Origin of the sequence: Streptomyces albireticuli (assembly GCF_002192455.1) — a bacterium.
GTDB lineage: Bacteria > Actinomycetota > Actinomycetes > Streptomycetales > Streptomycetaceae > Streptomyces > Streptomyces albireticuli_B.
On the sequence record NZ_CP021744.1, the window covers coordinates 678,498 to 691,866 of the forward strand.

The 13,369-nt window shown below is 71.7% G+C and carries 12 protein-coding genes; 3 read left to right on the forward strand and 9 right to left on the reverse strand.

The window, feature by feature from the left end:
* Window positions 1–74: 74 nt before the first annotated feature.
* The 5 genes from SMD11_RS02950 to SMD11_RS02970 form a co-directional block, all read right to left on the reverse strand.
* Window positions 75–356, reverse strand: a complete 282-nt coding sequence (locus tag SMD11_RS02950) for a Rieske (2Fe-2S) protein (RefSeq protein WP_087924918.1) — start codon at window positions 354–356, stop codon at window positions 75–77.
* Window positions 349–1,191, reverse strand: a complete 843-nt coding sequence (locus tag SMD11_RS02955) for an iron-containing redox enzyme family protein (RefSeq protein ID WP_087924919.1) — start codon at window positions 1,189–1,191, stop codon at window positions 349–351. The genes SMD11_RS02950 and SMD11_RS02955 overlap by 8 nt, the downstream gene beginning before the upstream one ends.
* Window positions 1,192–1,263: 72 nt before the next feature.
* Complete coding sequence (locus tag SMD11_RS02960; RefSeq protein ID WP_087924920.1) at window positions 1,264–2,091, reverse strand: dihydrodipicolinate synthase family protein; 828 nt, start codon at window positions 2,089–2,091, stop codon at window positions 1,264–1,266.
* Window positions 2,078–2,581 (reverse strand): DUF6190 family protein, encoded by a 504-nt coding sequence (locus tag SMD11_RS02965; RefSeq protein ID WP_087924921.1) that lies wholly within the window; start codon window positions 2,579–2,581, stop codon window positions 2,078–2,080. Before SMD11_RS02965 ends, SMD11_RS02960 begins: the two co-directional genes overlap by 14 nt.
* Window positions 2,571–3,725 (reverse strand): pyridoxal phosphate-dependent aminotransferase, encoded by a 1,155-nt coding sequence (locus tag SMD11_RS02970; protein WP_087924922.1) that lies wholly within the window; start codon window positions 3,723–3,725, stop codon window positions 2,571–2,573. Before SMD11_RS02970 ends, SMD11_RS02965 begins: the two co-directional genes overlap by 11 nt.
* Before the next feature lie 374 nt (window positions 3,726–4,099).
* Here SMD11_RS02970 and SMD11_RS02975 point away from each other — a divergent pair, with 374 nt between their 5' ends.
* From SMD11_RS02975 to aceE, 3 genes are all read left to right on the forward strand, one after another.
* Window positions 4,100–4,771, forward strand: coding sequence for a GntR family transcriptional regulator (locus SMD11_RS02975; RefSeq protein ID WP_087924923.1), 672 nt, complete (start codon window positions 4,100–4,102; stop codon window positions 4,769–4,771).
* Complete coding sequence (locus tag SMD11_RS02980) at window positions 4,768–5,466, forward strand: DsbA family oxidoreductase (protein ID WP_087924924.1); 699 nt, start codon at window positions 4,768–4,770, stop codon at window positions 5,464–5,466. Before SMD11_RS02975 ends, SMD11_RS02980 begins: the two co-directional genes overlap by 4 nt.
* Before the next feature lie 259 nt (window positions 5,467–5,725).
* The gene (aceE, locus tag SMD11_RS02985) at window positions 5,726–8,380 is read left to right on the forward strand and encodes a pyruvate dehydrogenase (acetyl-transferring), homodimeric type (protein ID WP_087924925.1); all 2,655 of its coding nucleotides are present in this window, start codon (window positions 5,726–5,728) and stop codon (window positions 8,378–8,380) included.
* A gap of 39 nt (window positions 8,381–8,419) precedes the next feature.
* On the opposite strand, the gene SMD11_RS02990 is transcribed toward aceE, so the two are convergent.
* From SMD11_RS02990 to SMD11_RS03005, 4 genes are all read right to left on the reverse strand, one after another.
* Complete coding sequence (locus SMD11_RS02990; RefSeq protein WP_087924926.1) at window positions 8,420–9,910, reverse strand: SulP family inorganic anion transporter; 1,491 nt, start codon at window positions 9,908–9,910, stop codon at window positions 8,420–8,422.
* A gap of 171 nt (window positions 9,911–10,081) precedes the next feature.
* The gene (locus tag SMD11_RS02995; RefSeq protein WP_087924927.1) at window positions 10,082–11,407 is read right to left on the reverse strand and encodes an MFS transporter; all 1,326 of its coding nucleotides are present in this window, start codon (window positions 11,405–11,407) and stop codon (window positions 10,082–10,084) included.
* A 97-nt stretch (window positions 11,408–11,504) separates the two neighbouring features.
* Window positions 11,505–12,017, reverse strand: a complete 513-nt coding sequence (locus SMD11_RS03000; RefSeq protein ID WP_087924928.1) for a glycine-rich domain-containing protein — start codon at window positions 12,015–12,017, stop codon at window positions 11,505–11,507.
* Window positions 12,018–12,037: 20 nt separating this feature from the next.
* Window positions 12,038–13,276: a hypothetical protein gene (locus tag SMD11_RS03005; RefSeq protein WP_087924929.1), complete on the reverse strand. Its 1,239-nt coding sequence runs from the start codon at window positions 13,274–13,276 to the stop codon at window positions 12,038–12,040.
* Between the last annotated feature and the right edge of the window lie 93 nt (window positions 13,277–13,369).

Here is a 13,369-nt window from a genome sequence, read left to right on the forward strand (position 1 = left end):
GGCGCGGCGAAGGCGCCCGGCGCGGCCGGAGGTCCTCCGGGGCGCCGGGCGCTCGCGTGGCCCGCATCGTGCCGTCAGCCGGCCGAGGGGGTGGTCTCCTTCACGCACATCGGGGTGGCGGTGGGGCCGGTGATGGCCTCGCCCGTCTCCAGGGAGTAGCTGGAGTGGTGCAGGGGGCAGGTGATCCGCAGCCGGGCCACGTTGACGTAGCCGTGGACCATGTGCCCCTTGCGGTGCGGGCAGAACGCGTCGGCCTCGAACTCGCGGTCGCCGACGCACACCCGGATGCGGTCCTCGCTGATCTGCTCGACGGAGTACGGCCGGGGGGCGCCGGGCGCGCCGGACGCCTCAGCCATGCGAGCCCGCCTTCAGCGCGGAGGCGACGGCCGCCTCGGTGGCTCCGCCGATGACCTCGCTGGCGAGCTTGAAGCCGGTCCAGACCTTGACCGGGTGCAGGTCCGCCTCGGCGTCGAACTCCCGGATGGCCACCTGGAGTTCCTTGGCGTGGAAGTTGTCGATGTGCAGGTGCTCGGTGTAGTAGCGGGCGCCGGCCAGCTCCAGGCGCGTCGCGGCGTTCGCGAAGCACTGGAAGGCGTAGAGGATGCTGGACTCCAGGTAGCACAGGCAGCCCAGGAAGTACTCGGGCCGGGGGGCCCGGGCGGCGGCCCAGAAGAAGGTGTTGACGTAGGCGTAGGTCTCCTCGTTCGTCCGGGCGAGGTAGTCGTCGACGTCCAGGGACATGCCCAGTTCGGTCATCAGGTCGCGGTAGATGTTGAAGTGCGCCTGGTCGAGGTTGCCGCAGCCGAACTCGTCGACCAGGACGCGGAAGACGGCCATCTTGGCCTTCTTCGGCAGCCGCCAGACGATCGGCAGGAAGGACTCCGACTCGGTCAGGCCGTCCACGGCGAACTGCGCGACGACCTCCTTGAACTGCTCACGGTCGAGGTCCTCGGCCATGACGCGCTCGAACTCCGGCGGATCGTTCTTCTCCGCCTCCAGCAGCGCCTTCATATGGCGGCCGAGGGCCGCGCGGTCGGCCATGACGGGGGCTTCCGCCTCGATCTCCCGGGCGCGGCTCGCGATGAGCCGCTCCTCCAGGTCGTGGAGCTCGCGCAGCTCCTCGGGGCTGGGGATCGTGCGGTTGAGGACGAACAGGCGGCTGCCGGCCGTAGTGGCCGTCGTGGTGGCCATGGGGACTCCAGGGCGGGAACGTGCGGACGGTGGGAGTACGGGGCCGGGCGGGCCGGCCCCGTACGGGCGCCTTCAGTTGACGGCGAGGGCGGTGCCGATGGTGCCTCGGCGGACCAGTTCCTCCTTGACGTGCAGGTACCAGTCGTCCGCCAGCAGCCGGTACCGCTCGGACAGGGCGTCCACCCGCTGCTGGGCGTCCTGCCCGGGCGAGGACAGGGCCTCGTCGCACGCCGCGGGGTCGAGGTTGGCGAGCGGCCCGACGAAGCCCTGCACACCGGGCACGGCGGAGAGCAGGTGCTCCCAGCCCTGGAGGACCGGGACCGCGGGCCCGCCTTCGAGCAGCTTGCGGGTGAACTCCGCGGAGCCGCTGGACTCCTTGACGCCGACGACGCCGGGCAGGGAGCACACCTCCAGGAGCGCGTCGAGGTCCAGCGGGGCCTTGGAGACCACGTTCTCGTGGTAGACGACCACGGGCAGCGGGCTGCGCTCGACGACGGTGGTGTAGTGCTCCACGAAGCCCGTGGCGGCGGTGCCGCCGTCCTCGGACCACGGCGGGGGGACGACGACGGCGTCCGCGCCCAGCTCCGCGGCCAGCTCGGCGCGGGCCACGATCGCGTCGGTCCCGGGCAGCTCCACCCCGGCCAGGACGGGCGCGCCGCCGGCGTGTTCCACGGTCAGCCGGACGACGTCCGTCCACTGGGCGGTCGTCAGGTGCCAGCCCTCGCCGGTGCTCAGGGCGGGCATGTAGCCGGCGACCTGTCCGCGCAGGGACCCGACCAGCCGGGCGACGTCGGGGGCGCTCACGCGCCGGTCCTCGCCGACGGGGGTGACCAGGGGGACCACGGTGCCGCGCAGCGCCCTGAGACGCTGTTCGGCCGCCGCGCGCTCAGAGCTCGGCATGGTCGGCCTCCAGTACCAGGGACTGCTCGTAGAGCTTGTCGAGGTCGGCGGGGAAGATCCCGCGGTCCGCGGCCGGGCCGGGCGTCCGCACGGGCAGTCCGAGGCCGGTCAGGGCGGTGAGCCGGGGGTTGAGGGTGACGAGTTCACCGCCGGCGGCGACGACCGAGGCGAGCAGCAGCCGGTCGCGCGGACGCAGTTCTTCCGCCTGGCTGGGGAGCCCCGGCAGGGCGGCGAGGACGTCCGCGTCGTAGGCGCGGCGCCGGATGGGCATCAGGGAATGCAGTACGTCCATGAAGGGGTAATAGGCGTCCTGCACCTCGCGCGGGAACCGCCAGACGTAGTCGTCGCAGCGCCCCACCTCCTCGTACGTCATCACCACGGGCCGCTCCAGGTGGGCGGCGAAGAACGCGGTGGCGGCGGCGCGTAAGGAGGGATCGGTGCTGTGCATGCCCATGAACAAGGAGGCGTCCAGGAAGACCTCAGGCGCCATAGCTGTCCACTCCCTCGCGCAGGCGCTGCACCGAGGCGCGGAAGTCGCCGGGGTCGCGGGCCAGGGCGACGCGGACGTAGCGCTCGCCGCGCTCCGGCTCGCTCCAGTAGAAGTAGGTGCCGGGCAGGACGTAGACCTCGTACTGCGCGAGGTGCGCCTGGAGCTCGGTCGCCTTGATCTTCTCGTCGGTGATCCGGAACCACGCCACGCTGACGTTGACGGCCGGCTCGATGTGCTCCAGCAGGCTGCCGGCGAGGGCCTTCTGCGCGGCCTCGCGGTTGCGGGTGATCACATCGCGGACCGAGGCCATGCCGTCCTCGATGGAGTCCTCCACGTACCGGGCGAGGAAGTTGAGGACGAACGGCGAGACATCGAGAAGAACGCTGGTGTGGATGTTGTAGACAGCTTCGTAGAGGTCCCGGCTACAGGTGAGCAGGGCGCACTTGGCGTCCTGGAGCGGCCAGGTCTTGCCGGTGTCCTCCAGGGCGATGTAGCTGACGCCGGAGGTGTCGAGGAGCTCGTAGAGATCGAAGCGGCCGAAGCGCGGGTCGGCGAGGGCGAACGCGGCGAAGCAGAGGTCGACGACGAAGAGCTTGTCGTGGTCGACACAGAAGCGGATGACCTCTTCGAAGCCCTTGCGGCCATGGCTGAGCAGGCTGAAGCCGGTGGGGTTGTTGGGGTCGACGAGGAAGAGCGCGTCGGTCTTGACGGTCTCGACGAGACGGTCGTAGATCCGGTCCGCGTCGTGCAGCGCGTCCTCGGGGATCGGCACGGGGTGCACGCCGACGTTGTGGAGGACGTCCGGGAGGTTGTCGAAGCACGGCTCGACGAGGCTCACGCTGATCTCGCGCTGCCTGAGGTACATGCCCGCGACCAGCGTCGATATGGAGGCCGCGTAGGAGAGCATGGTCGTGTCGGCGCGGACGCTGTTCTGGCCGTGCAGCCGGAAGAAGACCTCCTTGAACCGGTCCTCCAGATCCGCCTGACGGGTCGCCTCCGCCTCGTACCACAGGTCGGGCAGCGCGGAGACGATCTGCCGCTGGCCCACGGACTGCTGCTGGTGGGTGTGGGCGTCGGCCAGGTTGTACCGGGTCTTCAGGGCCTGGATCTCGTGCTGGGTGAGGTCGAGAAGCTGCTCGGTCACGTGATCTCCTTGTCGGCTGCGGCGCGGTGGGGCCGGCAGTCGGTGGCGCGGGAGCCTGTGGGCTCGCGCGAGGGAAAGGGGACACACCGCCGGGGCCGGACGGATGACGTCCGGAGATCCACGGCGGTTCGATGGAGCGGAACGGTGTGCTCTCGTACTACGGAAGGGGCCGGACGCCTGCCGATGCCGTCCGGGTCGTGACCGGTGCCGCCCGAGTGGGACACGGGGCGGGCGTCCGGCTGTCGTCGTGGTGAGTACGGGCCGTCGAGCTGGTCGGAAGTGGCCGAACTTGTGTGCGGTGGCCACCTATTGACGTACGTTAACCGACGATCGATCATCGCTCAAGCAGAATTTCTGCGGGGAGACAATCACCCATGAACGGCGAGGGACCGCACAACAACGCTGAATCCACCGGGAACTTGACCCGTGCCCCCTTGAGCGAACAAGTCCGGCGGATCATGCTGGACCACCTGGTGCGGGGCCGCTGGCAGGCAGGTCAGCGCATTGTCGAACGCCGTCTCGCCACGGAGCTGGGCGTCAGCCAGGCGCCCGTGCGGGAGGCCCTGCGCGATCTCCAGGCGATGCGGCTGGTCGAGTCCTCACCCCATCGCGGAACGCGCGTCGGCGATCTGACTCCGCGACGACTTTGTCAGGTCTACCCCGTGCGCGGGGCCCTGGAGCGGCTGGCCGCGGAGCTGGCCCTGCCCCGGCTGGCCGGGGACGTCTCCCGGCTGGAGGAGCACACCGAGGGGATGCGCCGGGCTGCGGCCGCCGAGGACGTCGACGCACAGGCGCGGCACGGCGTAGCGTTCCACCGCGAGATCGTGCGGGCCGCCGGGAACGCCTTCCTGATCACCAACTGGGAGTCCCTGGCCGTCGAGCTGTGGACCCACCTCTCCCTGACCCGCGTGCGCACCGGGCTGCACGAGAACGCCCGCGACCACGAACCCATCATCGAGGCGTTCCGCCGCCGCGACCCGGACGTCGGACGCCTGCTGCAACTCCACATCCTGGGCTACGCCCACGAACCGATCGGAGCCTCATGACCACCACACCGGCACCGCGGACCGAGACCCGCCCCGGGGTCATCACCCTCTTCACCGACATCTGGTGCTCGTTCGCGCACGTCGCCGTGCACCGGCTGCACACCACGCGCCGCCGGCTCGGCCTGGAGGAGCGGGTCCGCTTCGACCACCGGGCGTTCCCGCTGGAGCTGTTCAACAACGGGCCGAGCCCGCGGCCCGGCACGGACTCCGAGGTCGGCGGGGTCGCGCACATCGAACCGGACGCCGGCTGGCAGCTGTGGCGGGCCCCGGACTGGAAGTTCCCCTCCTCCTCACTGCCCGCCCTGGAGGCGGTCCAGCTCGCGAAGGAGCAGGGGCTGGAGGCGTCCGAGCGGCTGGACCTGGCACTGCGCCGGGCCTTCTGGGCGGAGAGCCGCTCCATCGGCGCGCGCGCCGTCGTGGTGGCCGTCGCCGAGGAGACCGAGGGCGTGGACGCGGAGGCGATAGCCGAGGGCCTCGACGACGGGCGGGCGCGTCGGGTGATCACGCGTGACTTCCTGTGCGCGAAGGAGCACGGCGTCAAGTGCAGCCCGCACCTCTACCTTTCGGATGGGTCGGATCACGCCAATCCCGGCGTCGCGGCGCGCTGGCACGGCAAGTACGGCACGGGCTTTCCCGAGGTAACAGCCAATGACCCGGGCGTTTACGAGGCCATCCTGAAGCGGGCCGCCAGCTGAGGGACGCCTTCGGGGCACCGGCCAGAAATGATCGATCATCGCTCATTTCCGGTTGTTAGATGTTGACTCCAACAACTTGTTCCTTCTAGCGTCGTGAACGGAAGCCTCGTTCCACGTCCCGGAATCGAGGGTTCTACGGGCAAGCACAGCCCGGCGGCCGGTCCACCCGCATACCTGGTCGCGCATCGTCACCGCCGGGGCCCCGCAGGAACCTGCGGGGCCCCGGCCCCTCGCCCGGGAACGCGAAAGGGGATCACCCATGTCCCAGCTCGACCAACTGCCCGACAACGACCCGACTGAGGTCGCCGAATGGCAGGAGTCCCTGGACTCCGCCGTGCGGTTCGGCGGGCGGCACCGGGCCTCGTATCTGCTGCGCCGTGTCAACGAGCACGCCGAGCGGACGGAACTGGACCTTCCGCCACTGCTGGAGACTCCTTACCTCAACACCATCCCGACCTCCTCCGAGCCCGCCTACCCGGGCGACGAGGAGATGGAAGCCCGGATCACCGCCTGGAACCGCTGGAACGCCGCCGCCATGGTCACCCGCGGCAACCAGCGCGCCGGGCTGGGCGGCCACATGGCCACCTTCGCCTCCGCCGCGTGGCTGTACGAGACGGGCTTCCAGCACTTCTTCCGGGGCAAGGAGGCCGACGGCTCGGGCGACCAGCTCTACATCCAGGGCCACGCCTCCCCCGGCATCTACGCCCGCGCCTTCCTGGAGGGCCGGCTCACCGAGGGCCAGCTGGACCGCTTCCGGCAGGAGACCGCCGGCGACGGCCTGCCCTCCTACCCGCACCCGCGCCGGCTGCCCTGGCTGTGGGAGTTCCCCACCGTCTCCATGGGCCTGGGCCCGCTCTCGGCCATCTACCAGGCGCGGTTCAACCGCTACCTGGAGCACCGGGGCATCAAGGACACCTCGCACTCCCACGTGTGGGCGTTCCTCGGCGACGGCGAGATGGACGAGCCGGAGTCGACCGCCGCCCTCGCCCTCGCGGGCCGCGAGGGGCTGGACAACCTGACGTTCGTCATCAACTGCAACCTCCAGCGCCTCGACGGCCCGGTCCGCCCCAACTTCAAGATCGTGCAGGAGCTGGAGGCCCAGTTCCGCGCCGCCGGGTGGAACGTCGTCAAGTCGCTGTGGGGCACGGCCTGGGACCGGCTCCTCGCCCAGGACACCACGGGCGCCCTGGTCCGCCGGCTGCGCGAGGTGCCGGACGCCCAGTTCCAGACGTACGCCACCCGGGACGCCGAGTACGTCCGCGGCCACTTCTTCGGCGGCGACCCCGCGCTGCGGACCATCGGCGCCGCCCTGGGCGACGCCGACCTCCTGGAGCTCTTCCGGACCTCCCGGGCCGGCCACGAGCCGCGCAAGGTCCACGCCGCCTACCGGGCCGCCGTCGAACACCAGGGCGCGCCGACCGTCATCCTGGTGCAGACCGTCAAGGGCTACACGCTGGGCCCCGGCTTCGAGTCGCGCAACGCCAACCACCAGATGAAGAAGCTGACGGGCAAGGAGTTCCGCGCCATGCGGGACCTGCTCGGCCTTCCCATCCCGGACTCGGCGCTGGCCGGCGAGCAGGTGCCGTACGCCCACCCCGGCGAGAACTCCCCCGAGGTGCGCTATCTGCGCGAGCGCCGCGCGGCGCTCGGCGGCCCCGCCCCGGCCCGCAAGGTCGTCGCCCGGCCGCTGCCCGAGCCGTCGGCGAAGCCCTTCGAGGCGCTCCAGCAGGGCTCCGGCCGCCAGGAGATCGCCACCACCATGGCCTTCATCCGGCTCGTCAAGGACCTGATGCGGGAGAAGGAGACCGGCCGCCGCTGGGTGCCCGTCGTCCCCGACGAGGCCCGCACCTTCGGCATGGAGTCGCTGTTCCCCTCGGCGGGTCTGTACTCCCCCGTCGGCCAGACCTACGACCCCGTCGACCGCGACCAGCTCCTTTACTACAAGGAGGCCAAGGACGGTCAGATCCTCAACGAGGGGATCACCGAGGCGGGTTCGCTGGCCGACTTCACGGCCGCGGCGACCAGCTACGCCACGCACGGCGAGCCGATGATCCCCTTCTACATCTTCTACTCGATGTTCGGGTGGCAGCGCACCGCCGACCAGTTCTGGGCGCTGGGCGACCAGCTCGGCCGCGGCTTCGTCATCGGCGCCACCGCGGGCCGCACCACCATGACCGGTGAGGGCCTCCAGCACGCCGACGGCCACTCCCACCTGATCGCCTCCACCAACCCGGCGGCGGTCTCGTACGACCCGGCGTTCGCCTACGAGATCTCGGTCATCGTCCGTGAGGGCCTGCGCCGGATGTACGGTCCCGACGCCGAGGACGTCTTCTACTACCTGACGGTCTACAACGAGCCCAAGGTCCAGCCGGCCATGCCGCAGGGCGTGGAGGAGGGCATCCTCAAGGGCCTCTACCGCTACAAGGAGGCCGCCGAGGCGCCGGCCGACGCCCCGCGCCTCCAGCTGCTGGCCTCCGGTACCGCGGTCCACTGGATCATCGAGGCCCAGCGGCTGCTGGCGGAGGACTGGGGCGTGGCCGCCGACGTCTGGTCCGCTCCCTCCTGGACCGAGCTGCGCCGCGACGCCCTGTCCTGTGACGCGGCGCAGCTCCGCGGCGAGGACCGGGTGCCGTACGTGACCCAGGCGCTGCACGGCGCACCGGGTCCGGTGCTGGCGGTCAGCGACTGGATGCGCGCGGTCCCGGACCAGATCGCGCAGTGGGTGGAGCAGGACTGGACCTCCATCGGCACGGACGGCTACGGCCTGTCGGACACCCGTGAGGCGGCGCGCCGTTACTTCGGCGTGGACCCCCAGTCGATCGTGGCCACGGCGCTGGCGACCCTGGCCCGGCGGGGCGAGGTCAAGCCGGAGACGGTGCGGGAGGCGCGGCAGCGCTACGGCCTGGAGGGCTGAGCGAGCTGAGCGACGCCGGGCCGGCGGGGTACGGGGGTCTCACCCCCGTACCCCGTCGGCGTTCCCGCTCGCGGCCCCGATCGGCACGCCCTTGACGGTGGCGCCCTGCCGTGCCGCCCAGGTGTCCAGGGCGGTGCGGCACGCGTGGTCGAGGTGGCGCAGCGGGGAGAGGTCGAGTTCGACGGGGCGCTCCTTGGGGAGCGCTTCCAGGGCCTCCAGGACGCGCGGCAGGCGGAGGAATGTGGCGCTGCCGGTGAGGGTGACGGTCAGCAGGCCGTCGGCCGCCGTGCGCACGTCGACGTGGAGGTGGGAGGTCTCCCACGCGGTCTTGACGACGGCGAGGACCAGTCCCAGGAGGACGCCTTCGAAGAGGTTGGTGACGAGGATCGCGGTGGCGGTGACGGCGAGGACGACGGCTTCGCCGCGGTGTTCGCGCCACAGGGGGCGTATCTCCTTGACGGGGATGAGCTTGGTTCCGGCGTGCACGAGGACGCCGGCGAGCGCGGCCAGGGGGATGACGCCGATCGCGGCCGGGAGCAGCGCGGCGAACAGCAGGAGCCACACGCCGTGCAGGATCCGGGAGAGCGAGGTGCGGGCCCCGGCCTGGACGTTGGCGGCGCTGCGGACGATGACGGCCGTCATGGGCAGCGCTCCCAGGGCGCCGCAGACGGTGTTGCCCACGCCCTGGGCGATGAGTTCCTTGTCGTAGTCGGTGCGCGGGCCGCGGTGCATGCGGTCGACGGCGGCGGCGCTGAAGAGGCTCTCCGCCGAGGCGATGAGGGTGAAGGCGAGGACGGTGCCGAGCACGGCCGGGCCGGCGAGGGCGCCGAAGTCGTCCGCGCCCGGCGGCTGTACGGCCCGCAGGAGACCCTGGACCTCGACGTGGGCGATGCGGAGCCCGGCCGCGGCGGTGACCGCGGTGGCCAGCGCGACGGCGGCGAGCGGCGCGGGCACCGTGCGGGCCCAGGCCGGGAGCCGGCGCCACAGGACCAGGACGGCGATGGTGAGGGCGCCCACCGCGAAGGCGGTCAGGGACGCGCGGTCGGTGGCGATCCGGGCGGCCAGCCGGGGCAGTCCCGCGAGCTTCGCCGGTCCCGAGTGCGGCTGTGCGCGGCCGGCCATGGTGTAGAGCTGGCCGAGGAGCAGGACGAGTCCGATGCCGGCGAGCATGCCCTGGACGACGGCGACCGATATCGCGCGGAACCAGCGGCCGAACCGCAGGGCGCCGAGGGCCACTTGCAGCAGGCCGGTGGCGAGCACGAGGACGCCCAGGGCGCCGAGCCCGAATTCCGTGACGGCTTCGAGCACGAGGACGGTCATGCCGGCGGCCGGGCCGCTGACCTGGAGGGAGCTGCCGGGCAGGGCGCCCGCGACCAGTCCGCCGACGATGCCGGTGATCAGGCCGAGTTCGGCGGGCACGCCGGAGGCGACGGCCACGCCGACGCAGAGCGGCAGGGCCACCAGGAAGACGACGAGCGAGGCCAGCACGTCACGCCGGACGCCGGCGAGGTTTTTCGGAGCTGCGAGCATAGGATCCTTCCACCGCGGGAGGGGGGTGGGTGGGGAGCCGTGGGCGGCCCTGCCGTCGCCGCCACGCCGAGGAGTGACGCGCCGATGGGGTGACGCGGCGTCACCGCCTGGCGACCACAAACGCCTTTACGCTCACTTTACCTTTGGACAACAAGGTAAAGCGGATTCCTATCATCGGTTTACCTGGTTAATAGGTGTATTACGCGGCGAACGCTCCGGGGGCGTGCGCCCGTCACGGGCGGAGAGGGCCACCACGGGCACGATCGCGAGAGCGAGGACCGCTCCCCCGGCGGCCAGCACCGGGAAGCCGCCGGCCGCGACGACCGCGCCCGAGGCCATGCCCCCGGTCGCGCCGGCGAGCGCGATGCCGACGTCGACGAGGCCCTGGACGCCGGCCCGCCGGTCGAGCGGCACCGCGTCGGTGACGAGCGCGGTGCCGCTGATCAGCCCGAAGTTCCAGCCGATGCCCAGCAGGACGAGCGCCGCCGCGAGCGCCGCCATGGAGTGCGGCGGCGCGAGGGCCGCCAGCACCCCGGCGCAGAGCAGGATCAGACCGGACGCGGCGGCGATCCGCTGCCGGCCGAACCGGTCGACGAGCACGCCGGTGAGCGGCGAGGGCAGGAACATCGCGCCCACGTGCAGGGCGATGACGAGCCCCGCGGCCTGGGTGTCGTGCCCGTGCGCCCGCATGTGGACGGGCGTCATGGTCATGATGGCGATCATCACGAGCTGGGTGAGGACCATGACCGCCGTGCCGGTGACCAGACCGCGGGTGTCGGTGCGGCCCGCCGGGATGGCGGCGGCCCCGGCGTCCTGGGAGTCGGGGGCCCGGTCCGCCGCGGCCAGCGCGCGCGCCAGGACCAGCGGGTCGGGGCGGAGGAGGACGGCGATCGCGACGGCGGCCGCGGTGAAGGCGGCCACGGCCAGCAGGAACGGTCCGGTGAGCCGGGGCATGCCCCACGCGTGCGCGACGTCCCCCGTGGCGCTCACCAGGACGGGGCCCACGACGGCGCCGAGCGTGGTGGCGAAGAGGACCGTGCTCACGGCCCGGCCGCGGCGCGCGGGAGAGGCGAGGTCCGCGCCCGCGTACCGGGCCAGCAGGCTGGTCGAGGTCCCGGCCCCGTAGACGAGCAGGGAGAGGAACAGCAGCGGGACGTTGTCGGCGACGGCGGCCGCGACGACCCCGAGGCTGCCGAGCGCGCCGATGACGTACCCCAGGGAGAGGCCGGGCCGGCGGCCCCAGCGCTGGCAGAGCCGGCCGACCGCCACGGCGCCGAGGGCGCCGCCGGCCGTGAACAGGGCGCTGGGCACGCCCGCGAGTCCGGTCGAGCCCAGCATCTCCTCCGCGAGCAGCGCCCCGACGGTGATGCCGGCCGCGAGCCCCGCGCCGCTGAGCACCTGGGAGATCACCAGGACGGTCAGGATCCGCTTCTGCTCGGGGGCTTCGCGGGCCTCGGTGTCTCGGTGCGTGGCCGGTCGGCCGGGACGGGCGCTCATGGTTCCTTCCCCTGTGCGTCCAGGAGGGTCGGCGGCCCGGACGTCGCCGGGCCTGCGGAGGTGGGCCGGGCGCGGAGGGCGCGCCGGCGCCGGTGGGTCAGGCGGCCCCGAGCGGTTCCAGCGCGGAGATCTCCTCCAGCGACATGCTCATCCGCTCGTGGAGGAAGCGGACGATCGTCCAGTGCGGCAGCGCGCCCTCGTCGAACGGGCCGAACGCGCCGCAGTACAGCGGGATCCAGCGCAGGGCCTCCTCGATCGCCTGCTCGCGGCCGGGCTCCTGCTGGTAGTCCTCGTAGCCGATGCTGCGGTGGTGGATGAAGAAGCCGCCCGGCAGCCGCTCCTCGCACAGCTCGCGGTACTCGCGGGTCTGGAGGATGAGGTAGTGCCAGATCTCGTCGATCTCCTGCTCGACCGGCAGGAAGAGCCCGCTGAGCTCCTCGCGGTGACGGGAGATGAGGTAGAGGTAGCGCAGGCACTCGGTGACCTGGCGCTCGACGTACTCCGGCGGGGCCTCCGTCTTGGCGGCGAAGTGCGTCACCACCTCGGCGTGGAGCCGGTCGCCCAGGAGGGCGGTGAGGTCTCCGGCGGACACGTAGGGCTGTGTGGTCATGGTTCTCCCCGTCCGGTGTTTCAGTGGTCCTTGGCGAGCCAGGCGTACTTCCCGGACTTCCCGATGGCGATGTGCGCGCGGTGCTCCACGCGGCAGCGGCGGCCGGTCAGCTCCCGGACCCCGTCCTCCAGCGCGGCCGTCTCGGCAGGGCCGAGCGGAGCGCCGTCGAAGGTCGTGCAGTGCAGTTCCGCCTCGGCCTCGCCCGTGACGCGCAGCTGGTGGAGGAAGACGCGGGGCGTGGCGGCGGCCACCCGGTCGTCGAGGTCCCCCTGGGAGACCGGGCCGTGCGCGGTGCGCAGCAGCTCCTTCTCACGGCCGCAGAAGCGGGCGATGCGGTCCGGGTCCGGGGTGCCGTCCAGCGTGCGGACGCAGTCCCCCGAGCGGTAGCGGATGAGCGGCATGTACGGGTTGCGCACGCTCGACACGACGAGGTGGTAGATCTGGCTGTCCGGGGCGACCGGCAGGAGCTCGACGCTCATCTTGTCGAGGTGCGGCCGGTACCGTCCGCGCCGGTCGCTGTAATAGAGGTAGCCCAGTTCCGTACTGCCGAAAAGATCGATGATCGGGCAGGCGAAATGTTGCTGGAGAAAGCGCTTGACATTCACCGGCGTGTATTCATAGGCGTGGATGATGCTGGCGGGCTGGGGGAATTTGTCCCACAGACTCCACTCGGACACCTTCCGCACCAGGTGTGCCAGGTGATAGCTGGAGCAGTCGAGGTGGTACCAGCCCTTCGGGTGCGTGTCCCGGGCCGTCCGCATCTCGGCCAGCATGCGCTCGACCTCGTCGCGCTCCCAGAGCGCCGGGTCGAGCCGCAGGTTGACGTAGACGGTGCGCTCGTCGAGGCGCCGCTCCTCCAGGTCCGGCAGCGGGTCCGGCTCGGCCCCGCGCTTCCGGGCGTTGACACGGGCGACGTGCTCGGTGGCCAGCACCGTGGTCAGGGAGACCCTCCGGCAGCCCTCTTCCCAGGTGGCGGCGATGTCCGGGTGCTCGCTCCACAGCCGGTAGTAGGAGTGGAGCAGGAAGTACGGGGGCCGGATGATCTGCATGCGGTCGTGGTTGGTGCCCGTGGAGAGCACGAACTCCGCCGCGCCGGAGGCGAGCGCCTCGGCGAGCTGGGGCGTCATCCAGTTGTCCGGGAAACCGCGGGCTATCTCGGGCTTCTCGAGCACGGGGAAGTACCCGCGCTCGATCGACGGGCGATAGATCGGGATGTCCCGTATCTGATCGACGACCTCGGCAGTCGGCTGACCATCCATTGCCACCCTCAGGTGCTGCTCGGGGAACGGGGGCTCGTGCGCCGAGCCCTGATCGGTTCGCTGGGCCGGGTGGGCCGTGGCGGGAATTACCCG

Excerpts from the sequence above, each read along its gene's own strand:
- SMD11_RS02965 (WP_087924921.1), bottom strand. The coding sequence starts at position 2,581 with ATGGCGCCTGAGGTCTTCCTGGACGCCTCCTTGTTCATGGGCATGCAC.
- SMD11_RS03000 (WP_087924928.1), bottom strand. The coding sequence starts at position 12,017 with ATGACCACACAGCCCTACGTGTCCGCCGGAGACCTCACCGCCCTCCTG.
- SMD11_RS02980 (WP_087924924.1), top strand. The coding sequence starts at position 4,768 with ATGACCACCACACCGGCACCGCGGACCGAGACCCGCCCCGGGGTCATC.
- SMD11_RS02975 (WP_087924923.1), top strand. The coding sequence starts at position 4,100 with ATGAACGGCGAGGGACCGCACAACAACGCTGAATCCACCGGGAACTTG.
- SMD11_RS02955 (WP_087924919.1), bottom strand. The coding sequence starts at position 1,191 with ATGGCCACCACGACGGCCACTACGGCCGGCAGCCGCCTGTTCGTCCTC.
- SMD11_RS02960 (WP_087924920.1), bottom strand. The coding sequence starts at position 2,091 with ATGCCGAGCTCTGAGCGCGCGGCGGCCGAACAGCGTCTCAGGGCGCTG.
- SMD11_RS03005 (WP_087924929.1), bottom strand. The coding sequence starts at position 13,276 with ATGGATGGTCAGCCGACTGCCGAGGTCGTCGATCAGATACGGGACATC.
- SMD11_RS02995 (WP_087924927.1), bottom strand. The coding sequence starts at position 11,407 with ATGAGCGCCCGTCCCGGCCGACCGGCCACGCACCGAGACACCGAGGCC.
- aceE (WP_087924925.1), top strand. The coding sequence starts at position 5,726 with ATGTCCCAGCTCGACCAACTGCCCGACAACGACCCGACTGAGGTCGCC.
- SMD11_RS02990 (WP_087924926.1), bottom strand. The coding sequence starts at position 9,910 with ATGCTCGCAGCTCCGAAAAACCTCGCCGGCGTCCGGCGTGACGTGCTG.
- SMD11_RS02950 (WP_087924918.1), bottom strand. The coding sequence starts at position 356 with ATGGCTGAGGCGTCCGGCGCGCCCGGCGCCCCCCGGCCGTACTCCGTC.